Raw genomic sequence first — 26,238 nt, 5'->3', positions numbered from 1 at the left:
AAGGCTAAAACTGTAAGAGGTTTTAGCCTTTTTTCTTTATGCCTTTTCAAACATCTGCTTTAAATCCTCATTTATTTTCACCGCTTTGTTTTCCTTTATATCAAGCACTACAAAAGTTACATCGGCATCGCCTACAAATTTGCCGCTGTTCTTTTCCGTAATCTTTTGATAAATGGTAATGCTTCGACTTCCGATTTTCTTTATGGTGCATTCAATTTGCACTATATCACCCAAAACAGCGGGCATTCTGAAATTGATATTGATATTGACAATTACAAAACCCCATCCACGGGTTTCAAAATATTCAGAATTAATCGTCTCAGAAAAATAATTCCAGCGGGATTCTTCCAGAAATTCGAGATAACGCGCATTGTTTACATGTTGGTAAAAATCAAGGTGATAGCCTCTGATAGGTATTTCGGTCATAGCAGACTCCATTTTAAAATTTTCGGCAAAGCTAAGATAGATTTATCAAAACCTCAATTACAGAGCTTACAGAGATTGTAAGTGGTGCAGTTGCTTTGAAAGAGGCATAAAACACATCAAAATATTGTTATACTGAGCAAGAGATGTCATCTTTCCAAAAAGATGACATCTCTGTCGCCTTTTTTATTTCTTCAAAAACCTTGAAGGATTAATTGTAAACTTTTCCAAAGTTCTAAAACTTTGAAAAAGTTAAACGAACAATGCTTCTCACCTTTTCTATCTATTATACCTTTATATTTGCAATGTAATTCGTCCCTTCAAATGAAAAACATCCACCGCTATATTGAGGCAATGATCTTTGCCAATGATCAGGCAACCAGCCTTAAGGAAATTCAGGAAAGCCTGGTAAAAATTTATGGATGGGAACTTCCTCAGGAAGAGTTGCTCGAAATCATCAATGATTTAAAAGAAAAATATCAGGGCGAAGATTTCGCATTTGAAATAGTAGAAATTGCCGGGGGCTTTCAGTTTATGAGCAAAGCTGAATACCACGAATTGATTGCGCAGTTTTTAAACATCAAATCCAATAAAAAACTTTCTTCTGCTGCTTTGGAGACGCTTTCTATTATTGCCTATAAACAACCTATTGTAAAATCAGAAATAGAGCAGATACGAGGTGTTAATTGTGATTATACGGTTCAAAAGCTTTTAGAAAAAGAATTGATCAGCATAAAAGGCAGAGCTGATGGCCCAGGTAAGCCATTGCTCTATGGCATCAGCCCACAGTTTATGGATTATTTTGGCATCAATTCGCCCAAAGACCTGCCCAAATTAAAGGAAATAGAGCAGACAGAAGAAAATGAAATTGGCAATAGGGCTGAAATAGAGGAAAGTGATAATAGTGAGAAGACAACACAATGAGTAAAGAAAAAACAGGTTCCGAAGAATCAATGCGACTGAATAAGTTTTTGTCAAATTCGGGCATTGCCACACGCAGGGAGGCTGATGATCTGATCAAAAAAGGCCTGGTTAAAATCAACAATGAAGTGGTTCGTGAAATGGGCATTCAGGTAAAGCGCAGTGACGAGGTGCAGTTTAAAGATGAAACCCTTGAATGGCCTTATAAACCGGTTTATATTTTGCTCAACAAACCCAAAGATACGCTCACAGAAGGAGAAAGCAGCCAATACAAAACGGTATTGCAATTTGTGAAAAATATTGAAGCAGAAAACCTTTTTGCCGCAGAACAAATGGAAACTGCCGACTTGGGGCTTTTGCTGATTACCAACGATAAAAATCTGGCTAAAAAAATTACAAACCCCGAGCTAAAGCTGCGCAAAATCTATCTGTTGGAATTGAACAGAGCGTTGAGTGAAGAAGATTTTAACTTGCTAAAAAACGGGGTGGAACTGGACGAAGGCAATTGTAAAGTTGAGGAGATTGCATTTCCTGATGAAGAGGATCATACAAAAGTCGGAATAGAATTGTGGGACAATCAAAAGGACCTGATCAAAAAAATCTTTGAAAACCTGTCTTATAAAATCATGAAATTGGACAGGACGCTTTATGGTAATCTTACAAAAAAGGATCTCCCCAGGGGCAAATGGCGTTTTTTAAATGATAAGGAAGTAATGGCTTTGAAGCGACTTATCTCAGCATAATAGCTGAATTTCAAAAAAAAGTAGGGGCGCCCGGCCCCCCCCCCCTACTCTTTTTATGAGATATATTTATTTCAATTTAAAACTCAGACCAAAACTACCATATCCGATTCGGGAATAACCCACTTCCAGGAAAATACCCATAAATGGCAAAAGCATCGTGCGCACACCAATACCAATGCCCCCTCGCCAATCCTGGTATTCATCTTTGTAATTCGGTTTTTCTGCTGTTCCGGCTTCTCCCGTCACAAATTGATAACCCACCCATGATTGTAGGTAAACATCTACATACATGGCTTGAATAGGCTTGTTAATAATCTTGTCCAAAAGTGGTGTAATGTGATATTCACCCCTGATTGCCGGCATTAGGCTGCGATAAGTTTCATCGCTGTTTTCCCAAACCTGAACATTATGTGCTGCCTGATAAACATACTTTGATTTGAAATAAGTAAAGCTAGGTCCCATTGTGAAATTCTTCAAAACAGTGATCTGTGGATTTAGAGTAATGGGCATAGAAACCGATTTCACATCGCCAAACATAAAATTGCTCAAGTGCAAGCTGATGCTCCCGGGCTTTTGATAATAATGCATTTCAAAATTCCCAGCATCCATTTTTTCTGGACGTGGCTCGTATTCCTGGGCATATAAAATACCTGTAAATGAAAATATTAAAAGTAGGAGTAATGCTTTTGCCATTGTTTTATTTTTGGATATTAACCCAGGTATTGAGCGTAAATATCTAACCCTGAATTATGTGAAAATGTTCGTTGAATGAATTATATCGTTTCAATATTCAGTTGTTGTCACTCTCAATAATACGGAAAAACAGTAAAAAAGTTATGTGTTTTAACCTGAGTTCGATAATTATTTAAAAGCTCACCTGCCCGAATGCTTCATGCCCGTCCGAATGGTTTGGCCGGGCGGACAGGCGGGGAAATTCATTAAAACGTAATAGGCAAGGCGCATTTGTGAAGGTCTATCGGGATAAACCAAGCAAATGCAACGCAGCAAATTGCGTTTTATGGATTTCAAATGCCAGAAAACAGCAATCTTCTTCCCGGAAATATCTCAAAATAGCCCGCTATTCCATCAATATTTCCAGTCGAATCTCACTATTTTCTGGCATTCTGAGGAATAAATAATTTCCGAACTCAGGTTTTTACTTCTTCAACCTCGGATCCAATGCATCTGTAAGGCCTTCGCCAATAAGGTTGAAAATAGTAACGGTGATGAAAATGGCAAAACCAGGGAAGATAGCCAGCCACCAAGCATCAGGAGCACTTCGCGCAATAGAGAGTAGTTTTCCCCAGGTAATGGTTTCTGCAGACACCCCGATTCCAAGGAACGACAGCGTAGATTCAATTAAAATTGCAGCAGCGATACCAAAGGCAATGGCAATAAATACCGGAGAAAGCGCATTGGGTATGGCATGTTTTAAAAGGCTTCTGAAATTTGAAAATCCCAGCGCATTAGCAGCTTCCATAAATTCAAGGTTGCGCACTTTGAGCAATTCCGCGCGAATAAAACGGGCAATGCCTGTCCAAGAAGTCAAGCCGATGATTACCATTACAATGAAAATCGAAGGTTTTACAATGGCAACTATAGACATGATTAAAATCAATTTGGGAACGGAAACGATAATTTCAATCATTCGAGTGATTATCAAATCCATTGGCACGCCCATTTTTCCTTTGAGCCAGGGCAATTTTGAAAATGGTATTGCCAGCAAATTTCCCAAAGCAATAAATACCGTAACAATCATTACGCTGATCAAAATTTGAAAAACTCCGCCACCAATGGAAGTAGAGAAAGCTTCTTCTAATGTCAAACTTCTCACTCCAAATCCGTAGTAAAAACCCAGCACGATAAATAGGATATTCAGGAAAAATTTAGCCCTGGAAACTTTCAGTCTATCATCGCCAAAATAGCCGGCCAGTGCTCCCAAAAAAATGCCGATAAAGCCCGAAATGCTCATGGAAATAATCCCTACCAAAAAGGCAATGCGCGTACCGTGAATCATTCCCGACAGTACATCCCTGCCCAGCGCATCGGTGCCCATCCAGTGTTTCCACCTTAGCGACTTCACTTCCTGTTCCTCCAGCGGACTTACAAATTGACTGTTCATAAAGTCCATATTCTGTGGCAGATAAGGAATCAAAGGCCAAACGACCCAATCGTATTCCAATTCGCTCCAGGTAATATTCTGAAATTGCGTAGGCCATTCGGCAAATCCCATGGATACAGAGTAATCGCGTAACACAGGGAAGAAAATCTCATCTTCATATTGCGCCACCAAGGGTTTTTCATTGGCAATAAAATCTGCAAATAATGCGATAAATGCCAAAATGGAAGCAAAGTAAAAAGAAAACAAAGCCAGTTTATTTTTCCTGAACTGACGCACCACATAAGCCTTAAAGCTTTGATCCAGCGATTTATTCACAATTTCCCTTTGCCCTTCAGCAGCTTGATCCATTGCTTCTTCTACTTTCTTTCTTCTTTTAAACAGCTTGAAAAACATGGAGCATTATTTCTTATTTGAAAATGAAATTCTGGGATCGATGGCGGCATATAAAATATCCGCAACCAAATAGCCAACAATGGTCAATGTTGCAGAAAGCATCATTACGGCAAATACTACAGGGTAATCCCTTGCTATAATTGCATCATATCCCCATTTTCCCATACCGGGAATGGTGAAAATTACCTCTAATACTACCGAACCTCCAATCATCAATGGGAATACATTGGCAAACAAAGTAATCACGGGCAATAGGGAATTTCTAAAAGCATGTTTCCAGATTACGGTTCTTTTTTCCAATCCTTTGGCATAGGCCGTGCGGATATAATCTTGACCGACAACCGAGAGCATCCCCCCGCGCATTTGCCTGGAAAGAAAAGCAAAACTGCCGTACGTCCAACAGAAAACTGGCAAAATCAAGTGGTAACCTCTAACTCTTATTACTTCCCAAAAAGAAGCTCCTTCTGGCACGTTTCCCAATCCATAAGTGGGAAACCATGAAAAATAGTCGCCTCCTCCAAAAAAGAAAATCAATAAGGTCGCGACCCAGAAACTGGGCAATGAGTAAAGGATAAACAATCCAGTGGTGAAGGAATTGTCAATGAACGATCCTTTATTTACGGCCGAATAAACCCCAATGGGAACGGCTATTATGTAGGTCAAAAAGATTGAGATCAATGAAATCAACATGGTCCATTTGATGCGCTCGCCCAAAACAGTATTGATAGGTCTTTTATCTTGGTAGGAAATTCCAAAATCACCTCGAATTACACCTTTGGTATTTTCAGCTCCTTTTCCAGTCAGCCAATGGCCATCGCCAAACAACCAGCGGTGGTACTGGTTTTTAGGATAAATCCGAAATGCAGGGATATAATTTTTATAAGGTGTAGCTTCATTTACCACCGCATTGTAGCTGTTTTTCAGTGTGGTGGCTTTTGCCTCTAAATGTGCCAATTCCGGCTTGCTCGTTACCCTTGTATAAATTTCGCTTACATAGCGTTCTACTTCATCGGGTTTGTAATTCAGGTATAAATTGTTGAGCCTTTCTTTAAGGTAAATTACATCTTGCGCTACGGTATCCTTTGTAGTGGCAAATACATCCAATTCCAAATCTTGGATAGTGTGGTAGTAATTGATGATTTGCTCCCAATTTCCATACAGGCTCACTAGATTGTCCAGCGTCTCTCTGTGAAATCTTTTGGGAATGCGGTAAAGAGTATCGGAACTGGCAGAACTGCCCAACGCAAAATAAAAAACAGGCAAATTCAAACCCAGCTTTCTGCGCATGTCTTGGTATGCCTTTTCACCCGAAAGTTTATCGGCCAATTGTCCATCACCACCCGACTCGTTCAGCATTAATGAAACAGGGTCTCCGGGTGCATACACACTAATCATAAAGGTGAGTAGCGATATGGCTATCAGCGTGGGGATAAATATCAATATCCTTTTTACAATATACTTTAACATGCTTAGGCTTGGATCTTATTGAGTTACTTCACTTGCCAATCTGAAACCACCTCTCCAATAACCTGGGCGCTGTGGTGTTCCGTATGCATTTTCAAACCTTTTGTGAATGGCAATTCTTTGCTTGGTAATGTACAAAAAGATATAAGGAACTTCTTCATGCAAAACCACTTGCAATTGCTTGTAAATTTTGGCGCGTTTTTCTTTGTCCAACTCACTTCTCAAATCTTCAATCATTTGGTCGGTTTCGGCATCTCCAAATCCTACATAGTTTGAACCATCATTGTAAGAATCTGTATGCCAAATTTGCTTGGGATCGCTTTCTAAAATAGAGCTTACCCAGCCACCAATATACATTTCAAATTCGTGCTTTTTGGTGCGCTCCAAAAATACGGACCATTCCAATGGACGAACATCTACATTGATACCCACTTTTCTGGCCTGCTCCTGAAAAATCAAAGCGATTTTTTCCCTTCTCGGATTTCCATTGTTGTAATTCAATTGAATGGTGAAATTGGTTCTAGTACCGTTGATCATTTTATCCAGCACGCCATCACCATCTGTATCTTCCCAGCCATCTTCTGCCAATAATTTTTGAGCTTTATCCACATTAAATTCATAGGGGGTAATGGTATCGTTGTAAAAATCTTCATGTGATGGGTGGATGAATCCGATGGTTCTCTCCCCAAGACCGTAAAATATGGTTTTGAGCATTTTTTGAACATCAGTCAAATAGGCCAATGCCTTTCTGGTTTTTACGCTTTCAAATTTTGGGTTTTTCATGTGCATGCCAATGTATTCGTATGCCATGAAGTTTGGCGTATGCGAATCGAAATACTTGTTGTATTTCTCGGATTTTGGCAAATCCTTTACAAATACCTTGGGGTCTATACTGCGCATTACATCCACTTTTTGGCTTTTCAAAGCAGTAATGGCCGTAGCATCGTCATTAATGGTTTCAAAAATGATTTTCTCTGGCCTTGGGTAGTCAAAGAAAGAGTGCAATCCTTTTAGTTGATCTCCCCACCAGTTTTCTTTTCTTTTAAGTACCAGGCGTTGGTTGGTTTCCCATTTATCAAGCTCATAAGGGCCACAGCCTGCCACTACTTCTCTGGCGAATTTTTCCGAATTGAATAGATCGGCAAATGCTTTGATATCCGGATCATCCCTTAGTTCCTCTGCATTTCTGGCCAATTGCTTCACCGTAAATTTTTCCATTAATCCATCCGGATCGTAGATGTATGGAGGAAACATATAAATTCCACCAGAAGTCTGTTCTGCCAACATATAGGCTTCATCACCAATGATGGTAAACTTCTTGGGATTTTCAGGATAAAATTTCACATCCTCTATAAATTCAAAATAGGGGCGAATTCTTTCGCAATCCACTCTTGGGTTTTTAATGACCTTCAATCCAAATGCCACATCTTCTGCTGTAACGGGTTCGCCATTGTCCCAAACTGCTTCTTCTCTTATTTCGTAGGTAATATGAATTCTTCCGTCTTCTTTTTCCTCAACTTCGGGCAGTGCTTTAGCCAAATAAGGAACTACTTTCAAAGTTTTAAAATCTACTCCAGTAAGGCTGGGCATAATGTAGTAGCCCAAGTAGGTTGTGGATTCGCCCTGGCCGGTCAAAAGATTGATGGATTCGGGATCTGAAAGCTCTCTGGAAGTAACGGTGTATTCTTTGCTGAATTCTGCTGATGCATCTACCGCTTCGCCTGAATCAGAAGCATTTTCACTTTCACCTGAACACCCTATTAAAAGAGTGCTGGCTAGCAAAATGAAAAAATATTTACTCGAATTTAATAAGCAGTTCATAGGCTAGGTTTGGCTTTGTTAATATTTAGTTCACGAACGGCAAATATACTACTTTTAGAGTTTTATAAAAGTGCCGCAATAGCTGTTGGGAATTGGTGAAAATCGGAAATTTACAGAGTACCAAAATCATGATTTTTAGAAACAGCTTTATATGTTAATGCTGTGGTGCTACCATATAAATCCCTTAATTTTGAACAATGGATTATCTCAAAGAACTAAATGAATCGCAAAGAAAAGCTGTAAAGCATATTGAAGGCCCGCTGATGATTATTGCTGGCCCGGGATCAGGGAAAACCCGGGTGCTCACCTATAGAATTGCACATTTGATAGAACAAGGCATCGACCCTTTTAATATTCTTTCACTGACCTTCACCAATAAAGCTGCACGTGAAATGCGCGAGCGCATTGAGCAGATCAAGGGCATGGAAGCAAGGAATATCTGGATGGGAACTTTTCACTCCGTTTTTGCAAGAATACTGCGTGTAGAATCAGATCGCATTGGCTATCCTTCCAATTTTTCGATTTACGATACACAAGACAGCAGAAACCTGATCAAAAATATTGTAAAAGAACAAGGTCTAAATGATAAACTGTACAAAGCAAATATTGTGCAGTTTCGCATTTCCAATGCAAAAAATAGTTTAATTGGCCCTCAGGCATACCAGTCTAACCCCGATCTCACATCAGAAGACGAATCCAATGGAAGGCCGAAAATCGGCAAAATCTATGAAATCTATGCGCAAAGATGTTTTCAGTCGGGCGCAATGGATTTTGACGATTTGCTGATGAAAACCTATGAACTGATCAACAAGTACCCGGATATTTTGCTCAAATACCAGGACAAGTTTCGCTACATACTAATTGATGAGTATCAGGATACCAATTTTGCACAATACCTTATTACCAAAACTTTGGCAGATCGCTTTCAAAATATCTGTGTCGTGGGAGATGATGCGCAAAGCATTTATTCTTTCAGGGGGGCCAATATTCAAAACATCCTGAATTTTGAGCGCGACTATCCGGATTTGAAAGTCTTTAAACTGGAGCAAAACTACCGCTCTAGCCAGCAAATCGTAAAAGCTGCCAATGAAATAATTTCCAAAAACAAAAATCAACTGCCCAAAACCATATGGACTGAAAACCAAGATGGTGACCGCATAAAAATAAGAGCTACAGTTTCTGATAGTGAAGAAGGCAGACAGATATCAGCAGAAATTCAAGACCTCAGAACCCATGAGCGAATTCCCGCAAGTGAATTTGCCATTCTCTACCGCACCAATGCACAGTCGCGGTCTTTTGAAGAAGGTTTAAGGCGATTGAATATCCCTTATAAAATTTACGGAGGACTTTCTTTTTATCAGCGCAAAGAAGTGAAAGACCTTGTGGCCTATCTTAAACTTGTTGTCAACCCTAAAGATGAGGAATCGCTGAGAAGGGTGATCAATTATCCCAAACGTGGAATTGGACAAACAACTGTTGAAAAATTAACCGTAATTGCCAATGAGCACGGTAGAAGCATTTGGCAAGTGATTGAAAACATTCAGATCTACCCGTTGAGTTCACGCGTTGTAAATCAAATCAGCGACTTTGTAAACATGATCAAGAGCTTCCAGACAATGTTAAAAGACAAAGATGCTTTTGAACTTGCTATGCACATTGCAAAATCCACTAAATTGCTGCAGGAATTGGGATCTGACAAAACCGTAGAGGGGCTTAGCCGATTTGAAAACATACAGGAATTGCTCAATGGCATAAAAGAATTTGCTGAGCAGGATGAGGTAGTTCAGGACGAAGATTTACCGTCTGACCGTGGACTGGGTGCCTATTTACAAAACGTTAGTCTGCTTACTGATCAGGATGAAAAAGAAGGTGATGAAGAGCGTGTGAAACTGATGACCATTCACGCTGCCAAAGGTCTTGAGTTTGAGAATGTATTTGTAGTAGGCATGGAAGAAAACCTTTTTCCATCGCAAATGGCTATGAATTCGCGCGAAGAACTGGAGGAAGAGCGCAGGTTATTTTATGTGGCAGCCACTCGTGCCAAGCAACGACTTAGCCTGTCCTATGCCACTACCCGCTATCGCTTTGGCGATTTGCAATATCAGGAACCCAGCCGTTTTTTGGAAGATATTCCAATTGAATTGACAGAATCAATTGGCAGAAGACCTGAGGTGAGCACCGGTATTCCACGCGATATAAGAAATCCCTGGGGGAGTTTTGAGAGCGGCAGTCGTGAAAAAAGGCATGTGGTGAAGCCTCAAGCTGCGCCTCCTCCCAAACCAAAACACCAAGCTTCCAGTGACTTTAAGCCCGATGATACTGCAGAGTTACAGAGCGGTATGGAAGTAGAGCATATGAAATTCGGCTTTGGAAAAGTATTGAATGTAGAGGGCAATGGACCCAATAAAATTGCTACGATTCACTTCAATGGTTTGGGACAAAAGAAAGTGATGCTCAAATTTGCCAAGTTGAAGATTCGCAATAAGTCAGTGTGATTAAGGCAAACTGTTTTTCAGGTCATCATAATCTGAAATCGTAACATCTCCAGAGCAACCCAATTCAGTTTCTTTGTCATTAATCGCAACAACCCTGTTGTCCGGGTTGGGATGTGTGCTTAAAAACTCCAGGGGACGTTGTCCTCCCTCGGCATCTAATTTTTCAAAAAAACCAGCTGCTCCTGATGCATTGTATTTGGTTTCACACAAATAAACCACACTGAATTCATCTGCTTCGCTTTCATTACTCCGACTAAATTTTAGCGCTAGCAAACCCTGGGCCAATTCAGTTATTGCACCTTGATTTTCGCCCAATAAAACTTCTGCTACAAGTGAAATACTGGTTTGTTTGGTCAGTGCTTCTGTTGAATGCCGTAGATCTGCATGGGCAATTTCATGACCTAAAACACCTGCCAGTTCATCTTTTGAGTCGAGGTATTTGATCAACCCGGTATAAACATAAATGTAGCCGCCCGGAGCTACAAATGCATTCAATACATCATCATTAATAATGGTTACTTTCCATTCAAATTCATTTCTGTACGCTACATTTTCCGAAATTAAAATTTCATCACGCAGATCCTTGATGTATTGATATGCCGGCTGGTGATCATTTTCATTGAGTATAGGATATTCCTGTGGTTTGCTGCGAATTTCGGCATCCAACTGTGCGCCAATTTCCTTATCGTCTTCTATACTAAAAACATTAAACCAGCTGCCGCCCCCACTGTCATCATCTTTATTACAGGCCTGAAAAACACTTCCTGTGAAAAGCAGTATTACTGATAAAACAAGCGTATTGATTTTCATATTTAAAGGGTTGATTGATGTAAAAATAAGAAATTGAGTGGATGGTTTTTATTTATTGATCCTTTTTGTCCTTGTGTTTATTTTGATAAAACTTCCTCCACCAAATGTAAAATACGACCAATAAAATAGGCAGTGCAATAAAAAGCAGAATATTTAAGGGAGAATCTAAAAATTCAACAGGCCCGGTATCATGGGGAATGTTTTTGGGCATTTGTGCCATTGAGAAAAATGCCAGGAACAATAGTATAAATAGTGAACTTAAAATTTTGTATAAATTGGAATTGCTGCTCATGGTCCTGTTTTTAATGAATAAATACTGCACAATGTTTTGCTTTAAAATAAGAAATAATCGGTGGATTGCAAGAATGAACAGTTACTATACTTTCACAAATAGCTTGGACAACAAACCACCCGCGAAGTTTATCCAGCCTGCCTCGCACCAAAAGGTCGGGAACAGGAGCGAAAGCAGTCGAGAACAGGCAAAAAAACACCACTGATTTTCAATGTGTTACGGGAAGCAATTTAAAATCTAATTTTTTTTATCCTGTTCTTTCACGATCAGGTATTGCTCGTTTTCCAGAGGGAGGTAGCCAAAATCGTAACAATAGAAGTAAATATTCCCTTTGCGATTGGTAAAAGTGTGGGTATAGTATTTAAAATTAAAACCTTCGAGCAATAATTTTTCACGGCTGCACTTTTCAGTATTGCCAGCATTTGAAATACATTGCTCCAAAATGCGCCTGTTTTTGCGCAATGCATTGTTTACGTTTCGGATATAATTATTAGAGGCTGCTTTCATTTGATTGTTGTATGCACTGCGGCAATAGTTGTCGCAAAACTTTTTATCAGAGCGGCCTAAAAGTGCTTTACCACAATGCAAACAATCCTTTTTTTGATCAGTAATAACGGGCACAATTATGATTTTTAAATGAAACTATAAAATTATATTTACTTATGCAAGCGTTTACAAACGCTTACATCCGCTCATAAGCGATTATTAGTGCATTATAATTCAATTATTTTTCTTGCTTTGAATCAAATTCTTACAAACTAAATTATTTTTTTCACTAAAATTTTTCAATTATGAGTAGTTTAAGAAACAAAGTACAATTAATCGGTCGCCTGGGAGCACCGGCAGAAATCAAAGACTTTGACGGTAAAAAAATGGCGCGCTTCAGCCTTGCCACCAATGAGTTTTACCGCAATGGCAAAGGAGAAAAAGTTGAAGACACCCAATGGCATCAGGTAGTAGCCTGGGGTAAACTGGCCGAAATTGCGGAGAAATACACCGACAAGGGCAAAGAAGTTGCCGTGGAAGGGAAGCTGAACAATCGCAGCTACAATGATAAAGACGGCAACAAAAAGTACATTACCGAAGTACAGGCCAATGAATTGTTGTTGCTCAGTGACAATAAGAATGGCAATCAGTAGCTACATTGCAAAGGGCTCCAGTATCGTATTGTGATTCTGGAGCTCTTTTAAATTTGCCCACGCTCGGACAGATCAACAAGAAAAAGAACGAAAAGTGGACGAGAAATATAAATTGGGAAATTTTGACTTGATTACGTGGTTTTTGGTCTCTGTGTAATTAGCCCGAATTCGATGGAATTAAAAATATGGCAGGCTCCAACAGTTTTTCCCTTACACCTAAACGCTGGATAGAGACCACCAATGCCAAAGGGGTCGTTTCTAAAACCGGACGTTATGGCGGAACTTTTGCTCACCGCGATATCGCCTTCGAATTTGCAACCTGGATCAGTGCAGAATTTAAGTTCTATCTCATAAAAGAATTTCAACGTCTTAAAGCTAATGAAAATGATCGCCAAAAACTCGACTGGAACCTACAACGCACCCTCGCCAAAGTGAATTACACCATTCATACAGATGCCATTAAGGAAAGGCTGATCCCGGACAGACTCAGTAAAAAGCAAATTTCGTTTGTGTATGCCTCAGAAGCGGATATGCTCAATATGGCGCTTTTCGGAAAAACCGCAACAGAATGGAGAAATGAAAACCCCGGTGCTAAAGGCAACATTCGCGACCAGGCTACTTTGGAGCAATTGGTGGTGCTCTCCAACCTGGAAAGCATTAATGCTGTGCTGATCCGCCAGAATATTTCCCAATCAAAGCGGCTAAAACAGCTCAACGAGATTGCCATCACCCAAATGACTTCACTGGTCAATAATTCGAATCTGAAAAAGCTCGATAAATAAAACTCACGCATTTTAAACACTTAGATTTCCTGCCAGCCATCAAAGTACTTTTCAAAGCGCTGAATGTGCCAATTATGTGGCTGATGAACCTCCAAGGGCAAGGAAATTGCCATTGAGGTAAAGCACAATGACAAAGACGGCAATAAAAAATACATTACCGAAGTACAGGCAAATGAATTGTTGCTGCTTAGTGACAACAAGAATGGCAATCAGTAAAAATGTGCTCAATCAAAGGGAGTTGAGGTTTAATGAATTTTAACCTGAACTCCCTTAATTATTTTTAGAAAAAAAGAAGGGCGAAATATCCATAAGGATGTGTGTTGAGCGCATCCTTTATTGAAAATAATTGCCGTGAAAACCAAAGGGAATGTGCTGGGGCAGTTTAACACGCGCTATTTCTTTGAATGTAGCTGCATCTAAAACCAACAAAAAAGACTTTTCATTTTTGGCATTCAATACTACGGACATTACCACTCCATCATCTTCTTGCTTTGCCTCTGGATGTGGAACAAAAACAGCTTCCCCGGGATATGCCTTTTCTTCCACCCACCAATATTCGGTTCCGCTTTTCATGTTACGCTTAAGTAGCGCATCGAAAAAATTCCCTTCAATTTTATTGGAAGCGGCATACAAATATTGATAAGCATTTCCATTAAAGGCATAATTGATTCTGGGCAATTCCATAAAAGTATCTGACAAACATTCCCCTTTTGCCATGCCGGATTCAGCATTCAGGCGGTAGCGCCACAGCTTTCCGGTAGGATTGGGCGCTTCTTTCCGCAATTTCTCAAGATAGAGATCATCTAATACGCTTGCATCAGGATAAGCAATCAGGTCAAGCAGTATAGCCCCGTTTTCTTCATAAGCATTGATGTGATGAAAACTGAAAAAAGCTGAGCTTTTAATGGTTTTCAAAAGCTTTTTTCCTTTTTTATCAATAATGTGGAAACGAGTCCCTAATTCGGGCTTCCATTTATAATTGGTGATCAATGGTTTCCAGGTAAACCTTAATTTCAGAGGATTCACTACAAAGGGGGCTTCAATCAGGATCAAATAGTTTTCTGTATAGCCTATGCTATGAACATAAGCCGGTTTTTTGCTGGGGATTTCTGCTATTAATTCACGCTTTTTGCTTCCTTTAGCCAGCTTATAAATCAGATACTTACTCTTATATCCAAAATCCAGCAAATAGCTGTACATGTTTCCCTGCTCATCAAAATGAGGGTGTGCCACTGACAAAATACCTTCCAGGTCGTCTTCAAATTCAAAATATCCTTTGCTTGCTAAATCATCCATATTGAATTTTATGGGCATTGGGGTTTCGGTCATTGCCACAAATTCATCCCCGATTTTATTGACATTTACATTGGGATTATCGGTAGGTGGAGGTGGTTTGAAAAGGCTGAAAAGATATCCAAAAATAGACCTACAGGGATCGGTAGCAAATTCGCTCCTCGTCATTTTACCCTTTTCACGCATACTTGTGTAAGATTCAGAATGCACAAATTTATTCTGATAACTTACAGCACCATTGAGAAAATTAAATTGATGCAACATGGCATAGCCGTCAAACCAGTGATTGAGCGGTTTATTGGGCGCCTCAAACAAAGAGGGAACGGTGCGCAGCAATGAGCCATTGAGCCATTTCGGAATTTTTCCTTCTATAAGCGGATCATCAATTTTTATTTCTTTTTCCAAAGAATCAAAACCTTTTGCGTAGGAAGTAGCCATAGTCTTTATTAGGGTTTAATGCTATATGGGTTTAAGAATCATATCCTAAAACTGCACACAACAATTGTATCAAATTTATTAAATTCGATGATTATGCAACAAACAGATTCTGAAAACAAGTATTTTAAACTGGCCGAATCCTGTGTGAATCACACTGGCCGCAATCTGTTTCTTACCGGAAAAGCCGGTACGGGCAAAACAACATTCCTGCATTATATCAAAGCCAATACGACCAAAAATGCAGTTGTAGTAGCACCTACCGGAGTTGCAGCTATCAATGCCGGAGGAGTGACCATGCATTCTTTTTTTCAATTGCCTTTTACTCCATTTATACCTGAAAGTGCCGATCCACAACAGTTTTTATCTGGCGAAAACTCAGCTCATACCAAACATACGCTTTTCAATAAAATTCGCTTTAACAACAACAAACGGAAAATCCTCAGGGAATTGGAGCTGCTCATTATTGATGAAGCCTCAATGTTGCGCGCAGATATGCTCGATGCCATAGATGCGATACTCCGGCATTTTCGCCAGAAACCCAGGCTGCCCTTTGGCGGAGTTCAGCTTTTGTTGATTGGCGATTTGTTTCAATTGCCTCCGGTGGTGGTAAATAATGAGTGGCAAGTGATGAAAAATTATTATTCCAGCCCTTTCTTTTTTCACGCCCATGCCTTGCGAGAAGCACCGCCACTTTGCATTGAGTTGAAAAAAATATACCGGCAGAGCGATGATGCTTTTATAGCTATGCTCAATAAGATTCGGCACAATCAATTGGATGAAGGCGAACTGCAGGAGCTGAACACCTATTACCAGCCGGAATTTAAGCCCGAAGCAGATGAACATTATATTACCCTCTGTTCGCACAATTATAAAGCACGCAATATCAATGAATCGGAATTGCGCAAACTGTCGGGAAACAGTGAAAAATTCAAAGCTGAAATAGATGGGGATTTTAACGAAAAAGCCTATCCGGCAGAGGAAATATTGGAGCTGAAAAAAGGGGCACAGATCATGTTCATCAAAAATGATAAAGGGGAGGAAAAGCGCTATTACAATGGTAAAATTGGTACGATCCAAAAAATAGAAAGCCGCATGATTTGGGTGGAATTCCCGGATGATGATACGCCCCTGCTTCTGGAAAAAGAGGAATGGAAAAACATTCGCTACAATTACAATTCAGCACAAAAACGCTTAGATGAAGAGGAAATAGGAGTTTTTAGGCAATACCCCATACGTCTTGCCTGGGCAGTAACCATTCACAAAAGCCAGGGATTGACATTTGACAGGGCCGTGATCGATGCAGGCGCATCATTTTCTCCCGGTCAGGTATATGTGGCACTGAGCAGGTTGAGCAATAAAAATGGCCTGGTACTAAGATCTGTAATTCGAGAAAGCAGTATTCAATGCGATAAGCGGGTATTGGACTTTATGGAAGAAAGCACAAGCCAAAACAATAAGCTGGAAGCTGTTCTTAAAGAAGAACAAAAGGCATATATACACCGCTGCATCAATGAAAGTTTTGACTGGGACAAACCCTATAATTTATTTAAAGAATTTGTACAAAGTCATGCAAACCGTAATATTCCACATATAGATGAAGCCGAAAAAATAGCACAGGAATGCCGTGATAAAATCAAACTTCAAAAAACTCCTGCCGATAAATTCAGGGATCAACTCAATAAAATAACCCATTCCGAATCCGATCCTTATCCTTTACTTTTTGAGCGCATTAAAGCTGCCGAACAATATTTCAAACCCGGATTGTTGGAAATTATCCAGGCACTAAAGGGACAAACCGAACGCTTTAAAAAAGAACGCAGGGTAAAGAAATACCTGAAAGAAATTCATGAGCTTACAGTAGAATGCGAACACAAGATCACTGAAATAGAACAAAGCCGACAGCTGGCCGAAGGCTTGATGCAGGGCAAAGACCAATCGCATTTATTGGAAACAAGAAGCGAAGTGCAAAAAAACACAAGCTACAGCGAAGCACCCAAACTCACCAAACAAAAACCCCAAAAAGGAGAAAGTAAAAAAATTACTTTGCAGTATTTTAAAGAAGGAAAAAGTGCAGAAGAAATAGCTGAAGAAAGAGGTTTGGTCCTGGGGACTATTGAGTCGCATTTGATTTCCTTTATCAAAACAGGTGAATTGTCTGTTTTTGATTTTGTGAAAGCCGATAAAGTGGAAAGCATTTTAAAAGAACTGGGCGATGAAACGCGCAAAATGTCCGAAATAAAGGAAAGCCTGGGAGAGGGATACTCTTACAATGAAATTCGCGCAGTAATGAACCACCATTACAATTTGAAAACTGAAGCATCAGAATCCTGAATTTAGAATTCCATTGTTAAGCCAGTTTTAAGTTTTTGGGCGAGCTCTAATATTAAATCAGCATTGGCTTTTCAAAATCAATAAGTATAGTATTTTTGTCCCCAAAGTAGTAATTGAAAACAATACCTGATTTTGGCATACCAATAAATCATTGATTTATAAACACTTCAAGGGCATTTGCTCCTAATCTGAATTCAATATGGCTAAACTGCCGGGCATGCAAAATAACTGGAAAATATTCTTCTCTGAATTTTCCGCAGCATTGATTTTCACCATTGCCTATTTTGTGATTGCCGGAAGAGCCAGTTCAGATAGCTTCAGCTATTCCTATCTGCAAATTGCATTGTTTTCAGCCATGCTTTATGTCTTTGTTATTTTCATCGCTTCTTATAGCTATAAAGTGGATATTTTTCCCGCCTTTTCGCTAATGCGCTGTTTTATACAAAAAACGCTGGATCCTTTGTTGATCAATATTCCTGCACAATTAATAGGAGCAGCTTTAGGCTTTTTGATTTATTTACAACTGCAGAAAACTGTTTTGTCCCTTAGCCCTGTACTTGACAATTCTATTTTCTATGCCTTTGAAATAAAAGATGTTATTCTCAGAAGTTTTGTATTTACCCTGCTGGTATATATTCTCAGCTACCTAATGGTACTTATCAGGTATTCTTTTAGGTTGGAGCGACTAACCGGCACATTGCTTATCAGTGTGGTGGTTTTTATGGTTTCTGCTGTGACTTTGCCGCTTGAAAGCGTGTCCATCATTACTTTGTGGCAGGATATTTTGTTGAGTTTTTACCATTATCGCAGTCATATTGGGGATTTACTGGAGCAAAGCTTAAAACAAATACTGATTGCAACACCACTTCTGGCAATTGGAGCGGCACTGGCCTATTTCAAACTTTCAGATTTAATGGAGGACAATATTATTACCTCAACTGAAGAGGAAATGGAAATAAGTATAGATGAACAATTTGACTCGAATTTTGATATTTAAGCATTTTTATGAGCGATAGCAGGTATTCTTTAGGATCGGCCATTATAGGAGAAAAGCGTTATCGCATTCTCAATCTATTTTTCTTTCGTGAGCGTACTTTTTTGCGGCTGGTTGCTTTCTGTTTGCTTTCATCCATTATATTTTACCCTTATCCGGCCATTGCCATGTGGGTAGGGTTTGTGTTTGCAGCCTATTCGGCCATTGCCAACGATTCTATTCAAACCATAGGTACTTTTATTGCCTCCAATGAAGACCGAAAATGGTGGCACCTGTGGTTGTTTATCGGGGGTATTTTCCTTGTTACTTCATTGTACAGCTGGCATACTTTTGACGGGGATGTTTCATTTCAAAGACTTACTTCCAAAGGTTTTTCAGAATCGCCTACTTCTTTTCATTTTCTACAATTGATTTCTCCGCTTATACTCTTAATGATTACGCGCTTGCGAATGCCGGTATCGACTACATTTATGTTGCTGAGTGTTTTCAGTGCCGATGCAGATGCGATTCTGGGGGTGACCCAAAAAAGTTTAACAGGATACGGCCTTGCATTTGTAACGGCTATTGTAGTGTGGTATGGCATGGGTAAATTCCTGAAAAGGTTTACAAAAGGTAAACCACACCCTTACTGGCGTATAGCTCAGTGGACCATAAGCGGTTCGCTCTGGTCGGTGTGGATCATGCAGGATGCTGCTAATATTGCCATTTTTCTACCGCGTCAATTGAGCATTTGGGAATATGTGGCTTTTGCAGGTTTTGTATTTTTCGGACTTGGGATACTTTTTTATCTGAAAGGGGACAAAATTCAGAGTATTGTAAAAGAAAAATCGAGTGTAACCGATGTGCGCTCTGCATCCATTATTGATTTGGTCTATGCTGTTTTGCTCTTTTTCTTCAAAGAAATAAGCACTATCCCTATGAGCACTACCTGGGTGTTTTTAGGCCTGCTCGGAGGCAGGGAAATTGCCATGCAATTTTCACCACACAGCAAAACCGGTCGCAGTAAAAAGCAGACTTTTACACTTGTACTGCGCGACATGACCTATGCGCTTATTGGCCTGTTTATTTCCATTGCACTGGCTGCTGCCATCAATCCGCAAATTCAGGGTGTAATAATGGAAAAGTTGGGCTTTTAAAATATGAAAGTCTTCAATTCTGATCAGCAATCTGACCGCTGTTGCAATATTTGTAGGAATTTGTTTTTGTGAGGCAATATAGCATGTGAACTCTGTCGGAGTTAGGCATTCTCAGTGTTTTTCCTCTATCTGATAATGGTTGAAGAATGACGGCTATCTGTTTTGCTGTACAAGCGTTGCTTCATTATTAAGACTTAACGCATGGAGATTTCCTTAGGCATCAAATTTGTCATGCAAGTCATCCTATTGCCAATTTTATAATCTGCTTAGGTCTTTATAGTCCCCAATTATTAATGAAGTATAGTTATAGAATAAAGTCTTTGATTCAGAGAGTCAATACTGTTAGGGCTTCCCCATCAATCCAACCTCCCTCCAAGCACACAGGATTTCTTGAATTTGGAAGTGTTGCCATTGGGCTCGAATACTTCAAACATTAAGATATAAGTGCCGATGCGGGCTTTGGTCTGATCGTCCGTGGTGCCGTCCCAGGTGAGGTAGCCCTTGGCTTCCAATAGTTTGTTATTGGTCAATCTCCTTACCGGCCGCCCTTCCCCGTCAAATATCCTAATATTGGCCACATAACCAGGCTGATTGAACTGGTAATGGATTTGCAATAGATCTTTATAGCCATCGCCATCGGGAGAGAAAAGTTTGGGCTCCAGGTGAATATTGTTTTCTGTACTGAAATTTGCTGAAAAATTGGAATTTTCCCTTCCCGGAGTGGCAAAGCCCGCAGCCTCTGCTGCCGAATGCCAATTGTCGGCATCCTGCGTAGGTCGTTCGTAATTGATGCGCTCCAGCGAAACGCCTTTCACACTTTGCAGCAACTGAAAATGCCAGTCCTCGATATATTCCAACTGATCCAAAGGCTCCAGGCTTTTATTGAGCAGAGCCACAATCCCATCGCTGTTCAGGTAGTTCGGCATATCGTCCACCTCCAGCAGGGTTCTTTCATCTTCCACCGTATAGTTTTCCGCAATGTTTTCAGGGTCGGGGGTAAGCACCACAAAATTTCCCGGTAGAAGCTGAAAACCATTTTCGGAACAAATGGCAGAGGCATCATAATCGTCTCGGGAGCCGTATGGTGCCCGCGCAATGACTAAATCGCGCAGATCAAAAATCTTATTGGAGCGGTTGTACAATTCCACAAAATCGCTGCCCCCAGTATTGGCATTGAACAATATTTCATTGATGACAACGGCATTTTCCTCCGGTTTTTCGGGAATGCCAAAGCGGGCGGAATTGAAATTTTCATCCACCTCGTTTCCGGCACAGTCCGTTATTTCGCTGCATGTGAGTGTGTAAATGGTATTCTGCCGCGGACTGTCCTGTAATTTTATGCGCACTTTTTCCGGCTCCAATGCAGACCATGAAACCTGCCCAATACCCAAATCTTGTGGCGACAAATCAAAATTGGCTGACAAAACAGCAGCTTCATCCAAGGGACTGTCAAAAAACAACACGAGGGAATCTTGCGCTTCATAAACAATGTGATTGATGCGCGGAGCAATTTCATCGGGGTTTTCTGCCGCTACCGAATTTTCCTGTCCCGGGGTACCGCCTTTAGCATCCTTTGAACCTGTCCAATTTCCCTCGCCCTGGCACAGATTATTTCCATCTATAATTTCCAAAGCCCACCCGCCTTCTTTTTTGATATTGCTATTGAACCAGGTATTGGAATAAAGCACTCGGTCAATTACTTTTTCCGTATTGTCAAAAAGCAATAAAGTACCGGAACTATTGGTGAGCTGTGGCAATCGGGAAAGGGACAATACTTCGCCATACGCCTCAAAATCCGCTGCATTTTCTTTGGGAACCAGAATGATCCTGTCACCGGGCAAAAAGAGTCGATCGGGCAGTGTTACAGAGGAATTGTTGGCAGAAAAAGCCCAGTCTTTCAGGTTGAGCACTTTATCGCTTCTATTCCACAATTCCACATATTCTTGATTGGGCAATTCCACTTCAGGATCAGGCTTGGGCATGATCTCCGAAATAATCACATCATTGGCTTTGGGCATTTCTGGAATGGCAAAATTTTCGGTATTGCCGACAAGGGTATTTCCCGGGCAATCTCTCAGATTATTTAAAAGGAGTTCGTAAACAGTCCCAATATTAATTGGATTATTCAAAATCAGGGTGAAAGTTTGCAGCAATTCGTTTTCGGCCAAAATATTGGCAACAGAAACATTGCCGGGCGAAATAATATAATTGGCCACATTTAAAGCAGCGCTGTCCATACTTTCAGAAAAAGTAAGCAAAAGGGAATCGGCTCCTGCCAATATCAGGGATTCAATTTCGGGTGTAATATTATCTGTGATGCTGCTTTTTACGGAGTTGCTAAAACCGGGCGTTCCGCCCTCAGCAGCATCGGAACCTAACCAGTTGATTCCACCCGGACATTCAAAATCAGGATCGATGCGCTCTAAGGAATAGCCACCCTCTTCCTTCACGGGATCGCCATACCATTCGGTTTTGTATTCTACTTGATCAATTATACTGCTATTCGGTGCTTTCAGCTCAATCAGCTCACCGCCATTGTTGAGCCCGGGAAAAGAAGGCACGCCTACAAAAATTCCGCTAAAACCATAAAAAGACAGGCTGTCGCTATTTGTTGAAGTAGTTAAAACTACAAAGCTATCGGCTGGTAAAATAATGTTTGGAATGCTGCCGCTGGAAAGGTTGTCCTCAATTGTCCAGTTATTCAAATTGATATCAAAACTGCTGCGATTGTACAATTCGATGTATTCCAGTCCAGGATCATTTGTCAAAGCAACGACAGGACTATTGTCCGCCAATATTTCATTGATGATTACATCGCCTTTTTGAGCTTTGTAAAAAGTAAAGTCTGATGAATTTTGCACCAAAGGATTGCCCGCAGGATCGGTCAAATTGGAAAAGCTCAAAGTATAAACGCCATTCACTGAAAAGGGCGGTTGAAATTCCAAGCGGATTTGCGAGAGGTCGGCCTGTGTGGCTGTTGCATTTGCCGGATTTCCAATGCCATTATTGACTGAATAATTGTTATTGTCCAAAGCCGTGGAATCCATGCCTTCAGAAAAAGTCAGGAGCAAAGTGCTGTCGCTTTCCAAAAGCAAATTGTCCAATTCGGGCGGCACATTGTCTATATAGGGCTGTCCGCTAACCTGAAAATCATCGAAGAAAAATTTATCGGATCGGGTGCTCGTATAATTGCAACGTACCCCAAAATAGGATGAGCTGAAATAAGTATTGTCAAACACCGAGCCTTCCTGGATAAAATCAGTGCCACCGGTGCTGTCGGCATACAATTCCCAATTGCCAGAGCTGTCGCGGAAAACTTCTACCCGCACATTTACAAATGACATACTGATCCTACCGTCCTTTCCATCAATAATTTTGGTATCGCTGGAACCATCCTGGCGGTAGAGACTTACTTCATCGGGCGTGCCGCCCAGCTCTACATAATAGCCAAAGACATCATCCAGCAAATTGGCTTTGTCGGAAACCAGATAGATCCGTGCCAGATTGGCCGAGGAGGGATTGAAATCCATTTGTACCAAAAATTCCCAATGCCCGTTTTCAATGGCTTCGCTTTCCGTACTTAGGTAGGCGGCACTCAAAGGAACGGTGTCGTTCAGTTGCAATTGGTTGCTGGCATTTACTTCAAACAGGGAATCCATACCCGACCAGGTAGGATTGTTGCTGAAATCTCCATCGGAGAAATCATCGCTAAACTGCGCTAATGCACTAAAGTAAAAACCGAGGACAGCTATTAAGGACAATAATATTCGCACAAAGCAAATTAAGCTATTTTTTGGGATATTTTTTAGCCTTATTTTTGTGACTTAATAAAATGATGTTATTCAGAAACTGTCTTTTAAAGCAGCTCAAAGCATCATGTTCAAACAATAAATAACTATATGAAACTGGCTTTGGTAGGCGCAACCGGATTGGTTGGGCAAAAAATGATACAGGTCTTAGAGGAAAGAAATTTTTCCGTGGATGAATTTATTCCTGCCGCATCGGAAAGATCTGCAGGAAAAATGCTGTCATTCAAGGGGAAGAAATACCGCATTCACACATTACAGGAGGCCGTGGATGCTGCTCCGGATATTGCTTTGTTTTCGGCAGGTGGAAGTGTATCGCTGGAATGGGCATCAAAATTCAAGGCCGTGGGAACTACTGTGGTGGACAATTCCTCTGCCTGGCGCATGGGCAAAAATGTTCCGCTCGTTGTGCCGGAAATCAATGCTACTGCATTAACAAAAACAGATAAGATCATTGCCAATCCCAATTGCTCAACCATTCAAATGGTATTGGCCCTGAATCCGCTGCACCAAAAATATGGCATCAGGCGTTTGGTGATTTCCACTTACCAATCGGTGACGGGAACGGGCGTGAAAGCCGTGCAGCAAATGGAAAACGAACGTGCGGGCAAGGAAGGAGAAAAGGCTTACCCTTATGCCATTGATAAAAATTGCCTGCCACATTGTGATGTTTTTCTGGACAATGGATACACCAAAGAGGAGATGAAGCTGGTACACGAAACGCGCAAAATTCTTTCTGCTCCGCAAATTGGCATTACCGCTACGGCCGTGCGTATTCCCACAGTAGGCGGACATTCCGAAAGCGTGAATGTGGAATTTGAAAGGGATTTTGATTTGGCTGAAGTGAGAAATTTATTGAGCAATACTTCGGGTGTAGTGGTAAAAGACGATCCCGAAAAGCTGGAATATCCATTTCCGCTTTTTGCCCATGATAAAGACGAAACCTTTGTTGGCCGCCTGCGCAGGGATGAGTCCAATGCCAATACGCTGAATATGTGGATTGTTTCGGACAACTTGCGAAAAGGAGCCGCTACCAATGCTGTGCAAATTGCGGAGTATTTGGTGGAGAAGGGTTTGGTATAGTGATCTTGTCTTAAGCAGCATTATTTCTCGCAAGATGCCTTCTGCCATCTGTTAAGTCCCTATTCAACAGATAATGGTAATTATGCACTATTTATTTTTATATTAGTGGAAATATCTAATGCTTATTAAAAATTAAGTTATGATTAAATTGTCTAAACTGATTTTGATAATTTCCATTTCTTGTATTGTAATAACATCTTGCAATAAGGAGGAAAAAGATGAGTGTTGTAGAGATTCTGGAGAATATGTGCCAAATATGGTAATAGTATATGTGCCGGATAGCGCAATAATTGTCGAGGAAATAAAAAATGGAATTGTTCTAACAGATAATTCTAAAGCCAATAAATTATTCTTGGAGCATAAAGTATGGAAGTATGAACGGGCATTTCCGGCAAATAATAACAGAAACAAGGATTATTGGATAATAGAATGTTATGATTGTTGCGAATGTGATTTGGGTTCACAATTTTGTAAAAACCTAGGTTATTCAGAAGATTTTAGTTTGAATATTCTTTTAGAATTTGACTAGGATAGGGAGTGTAAATTAAACTCTGCTTCAGTTTAAATCCAATGGGGCTCCTTGGTTTTTCCTGTTCTTTTACAAACTGTTTGAGATAGTCGTAGATTTCATCTATTATGAACAGACCTGTAGAAAACAAAACAGAACTCATTGATCAGGTTCTTTCCAAAGAGAAGGAATTGCGAGGCTTCGGAGTTGAAAAACTCGGTATATTCGGATCCTTTGTAAAAGGAAATATCCACAGCAATAGTGATGTAGATTTTTTCATTGAAATTAACAAAGCGCAAAAAAACCTTAAAAACTTTGTTGCCCTACATGATTTCTTGCAAAATTTACTCCAAAGAAAGGTCGAAATAGTTACGCCCCAATCGCTCAATCCCTTTATTGGAAAATATATTTTAGAGGAAGTAGAATATGTCCCCTTCGCTGCATGATTTTTTGAAATCACATTTTACACGAATGTGATTATATCCTGTCCGTAACTGAAAAAGTTAAGCAGTTTGCAGTTTTCCGCTTAGTAATGACTGAAACATTGACAAGCCGGCATCATTGCCGAGAATAGATTCAGCTGCACGTTCCGGGTGAGGCATCATACCAAAAACATTGCGTTGTTCATTGCAAATTCCAGCAATGTTATCTACTGAACCATTTGGATTGGCCAAATTTAGAATTTCGCCATCTTTATCACAGTATCTAAAAAGCACCTGATCGTTGGTATTTAATTTTTCTATCGTTGCTTTATCAGCATAATAGCGTCCTTCAGCATGTGCTATGGGAATCTTCAAGGCTTTATTTACGCCCACTCTTTGAGTCAATATTGTGTTTTTTGTTTGGCGAACTATGTGTATGTTTTTGCAAATAAATTTCTGATTATTGTTTCTAAGTAATGCCCCTGGAAGCAAACCCGATTCGCATAAAATCTGAAATCCGTTACAAACACCAAAAACATAACCGCCATTATTGGCAAATTCAACAACAGATTTCATAATAGGGGAAAAACGCGCAATAGCCCCTGATCGCAGATAATCACCATAGGAAAAACCACCTGGCAATACAATACAATCATCGGTAGTGAAATCAGCTAAACTTTCTGCTTTGTGCCACAATTCTATTACTTCTGCACCCATTACATTGCGCAATACATGGATCATGTCTCTGTCGCAATTAGATCCGGGAAAGATTACAACGCCAAATTTCATCTGTTTCTATGTTTTAGTATTAAAAAAGCTATT

22 protein-coding genes are annotated in these 26,238 nt (G+C 40.3%); 11 read left to right on the top strand and 11 right to left on the bottom strand.

The window, feature by feature from the left end; genetic code table 11:
• Positions 1-36: 36 nt before the first annotated feature.
• Positions 37-426: a thioesterase family protein gene (locus WD048_00440; GenBank protein ID MEX0810648.1), complete on the bottom strand. Its 390-nt coding sequence runs from the start codon at positions 424-426 to the stop codon at positions 37-39.
• A gap of 321 nt (positions 427-747) precedes the next feature.
• Between WD048_00440 and scpB the strand changes: the two genes are divergently transcribed.
• Complete coding sequence (scpB, locus tag WD048_00435) at positions 748-1,347, top strand: SMC-Scp complex subunit ScpB (GenBank protein MEX0810647.1); 600 nt, start codon at positions 748-750, stop codon at positions 1,345-1,347.
• On the top strand, positions 1,344-2,087 hold the full coding sequence (locus WD048_00430; protein ID MEX0810646.1) for a S4 domain-containing protein: 744 nt from the start codon (positions 1,344-1,346) through the stop codon (positions 2,085-2,087). The genes scpB and WD048_00430 overlap by 4 nt, the downstream gene beginning before the upstream one ends.
• Before the next feature lie 66 nt (positions 2,088-2,153).
• On the opposite strand, the gene WD048_00425 is transcribed toward WD048_00430, so the two are convergent.
• From WD048_00425 to WD048_00410, 4 genes are all read right to left on the bottom strand, one after another.
• A complete protein-coding gene (locus WD048_00425) occupies positions 2,154-2,780 on the bottom strand; it encodes a hypothetical protein (protein MEX0810645.1) in 627 nt (208 codons plus the stop codon).
• A 463-nt stretch (positions 2,781-3,243) separates the two neighbouring features.
• On the bottom strand, positions 3,244-4,602 hold the full coding sequence (locus tag WD048_00420) for an ABC transporter permease (protein ID MEX0810644.1): 1,359 nt from the start codon (positions 4,600-4,602) through the stop codon (positions 3,244-3,246).
• Between the two features lie 6 nt (positions 4,603-4,608).
• On the bottom strand, positions 4,609-6,069 hold the full coding sequence (locus WD048_00415; GenBank protein ID MEX0810643.1) for an ABC transporter permease: 1,461 nt from the start codon (positions 6,067-6,069) through the stop codon (positions 4,609-4,611).
• A gap of 15 nt (positions 6,070-6,084) precedes the next feature.
• On the bottom strand, positions 6,085-7,887 hold the full coding sequence (locus WD048_00410) for an ABC transporter substrate-binding protein (GenBank protein MEX0810642.1): 1,803 nt from the start codon (positions 7,885-7,887) through the stop codon (positions 6,085-6,087).
• 197 nt (positions 7,888-8,084) lie between these two features.
• On the opposite strand from WD048_00410, the gene WD048_00405 reads away from it, so the two are divergent.
• Positions 8,085-10,382, top strand: a complete 2,298-nt coding sequence (locus WD048_00405; protein ID MEX0810641.1) for a UvrD-helicase domain-containing protein — start codon at positions 8,085-8,087, stop codon at positions 10,380-10,382.
• On the opposite strand, the gene WD048_00400 is transcribed toward WD048_00405, so the two are convergent.
• The 3 genes from WD048_00400 to WD048_00390 all read right to left on the bottom strand — a co-directional run bounded on the left by WD048_00400 (position 10,383) and on the right by WD048_00390 (position 12,105).
• Entirely contained in the window at positions 10,383-11,192 is an 810-nt protein-coding gene (locus tag WD048_00400; protein ID MEX0810640.1) for a M48 family metalloprotease, read from the bottom strand.
• A gap of 52 nt (positions 11,193-11,244) precedes the next feature.
• Complete coding sequence (locus tag WD048_00395) at positions 11,245-11,484, bottom strand: hypothetical protein (GenBank protein ID MEX0810639.1); 240 nt, start codon at positions 11,482-11,484, stop codon at positions 11,245-11,247.
• 237 nt (positions 11,485-11,721) lie between these two features.
• Positions 11,722-12,105 carry a hypothetical protein gene (locus WD048_00390; GenBank protein MEX0810638.1) on the bottom strand — a complete coding sequence of 128 codons (384 nt, stop codon included), beginning with the start codon at positions 12,103-12,105 and terminating at the stop codon, positions 11,722-11,724.
• Between the two features lie 170 nt (positions 12,106-12,275).
• On the opposite strand from WD048_00390, the gene ssb reads away from it, so the two are divergent.
• Together ssb and WD048_00380 are read left to right on the top strand one after the other, a co-directional pair.
• The gene (ssb, locus tag WD048_00385; protein ID MEX0810637.1) at positions 12,276-12,623 is read left to right on the top strand and encodes a single-stranded DNA-binding protein; all 348 of its coding nucleotides are present in this window, start codon (positions 12,276-12,278) and stop codon (positions 12,621-12,623) included.
• Positions 12,624-12,808: 185 nt separating this feature from the next.
• On the top strand, positions 12,809-13,405 hold the full coding sequence (locus WD048_00380) for a KilA-N domain-containing protein (GenBank protein MEX0810636.1): 597 nt from the start codon (positions 12,809-12,811) through the stop codon (positions 13,403-13,405).
• Between the two features lie 333 nt (positions 13,406-13,738).
• On the opposite strand, the gene WD048_00375 is transcribed toward WD048_00380, so the two are convergent.
• On the bottom strand, positions 13,739-15,136 hold the full coding sequence (locus tag WD048_00375) for a carotenoid oxygenase family protein (protein MEX0810635.1): 1,398 nt from the start codon (positions 15,134-15,136) through the stop codon (positions 13,739-13,741).
• A gap of 93 nt (positions 15,137-15,229) precedes the next feature.
• On the opposite strand from WD048_00375, the gene WD048_00370 reads away from it, so the two are divergent.
• The 3 genes from WD048_00370 to WD048_00360 all read left to right on the top strand — a co-directional run bounded on the left by WD048_00370 (position 15,230) and on the right by WD048_00360 (position 19,597).
• Positions 15,230-17,467, top strand: a complete 2,238-nt coding sequence (locus WD048_00370; GenBank protein ID MEX0810634.1) for a helix-turn-helix domain-containing protein — start codon at positions 15,230-15,232, stop codon at positions 17,465-17,467.
• A 217-nt stretch (positions 17,468-17,684) separates the two neighbouring features.
• Positions 17,685-18,464 (top strand): hypothetical protein, encoded by a 780-nt coding sequence (locus WD048_00365; protein MEX0810633.1) that lies wholly within the window; start codon positions 17,685-17,687, stop codon positions 18,462-18,464.
• An 8-nt stretch (positions 18,465-18,472) separates the two neighbouring features.
• The gene (locus WD048_00360) at positions 18,473-19,597 is read left to right on the top strand and encodes a hypothetical protein (GenBank protein ID MEX0810632.1); all 1,125 of its coding nucleotides are present in this window, start codon (positions 18,473-18,475) and stop codon (positions 19,595-19,597) included.
• A gap of 356 nt (positions 19,598-19,953) precedes the next feature.
• On the opposite strand, the gene WD048_00355 is transcribed toward WD048_00360, so the two are convergent.
• Complete coding sequence (locus WD048_00355) at positions 19,954-23,370, bottom strand: lamin tail domain-containing protein (GenBank protein MEX0810631.1); 3,417 nt, start codon at positions 23,368-23,370, stop codon at positions 19,954-19,956.
• Positions 23,371-23,496: 126 nt separating this feature from the next.
• Between WD048_00355 and WD048_00350 the strand changes: the two genes are divergently transcribed.
• From WD048_00350 to WD048_00340, 3 genes are all read left to right on the top strand, one after another.
• On the top strand, positions 23,497-24,486 hold the full coding sequence (locus WD048_00350; protein ID MEX0810630.1) for an aspartate-semialdehyde dehydrogenase: 990 nt from the start codon (positions 23,497-23,499) through the stop codon (positions 24,484-24,486).
• Positions 24,487-24,625: 139 nt separating this feature from the next.
• On the top strand, positions 24,626-25,015 hold the full coding sequence (locus WD048_00345) for a hypothetical protein (GenBank protein ID MEX0810629.1): 390 nt from the start codon (positions 24,626-24,628) through the stop codon (positions 25,013-25,015).
• Positions 25,016-25,122: 107 nt separating this feature from the next.
• A complete protein-coding gene (locus WD048_00340; protein MEX0810628.1) occupies positions 25,123-25,440 on the top strand; it encodes a nucleotidyltransferase domain-containing protein in 318 nt (105 codons plus the stop codon).
• 57 nt (positions 25,441-25,497) lie between these two features.
• On the opposite strand, the gene purQ is transcribed toward WD048_00340, so the two are convergent.
• Positions 25,498-26,205: a phosphoribosylformylglycinamidine synthase subunit PurQ gene (gene purQ / locus WD048_00335; protein MEX0810627.1), complete on the bottom strand. Its 708-nt coding sequence runs from the start codon at positions 26,203-26,205 to the stop codon at positions 25,498-25,500.
• Positions 26,206-26,238: the final 33 nt, after the last annotated feature.

The sequence above is a fragment of the Chitinophagales bacterium genome (genome assembly GCA_040877935.1).
In the GTDB taxonomy this organism is placed as follows: domain Bacteria; phylum Bacteroidota; class Bacteroidia; order Chitinophagales; family CAIOSU01; genus JBBDNB01.
The sequence above is the reverse complement of the archived record's forward strand: the minus strand, read 5'-3'. Positions and strand labels throughout refer to the sequence as shown.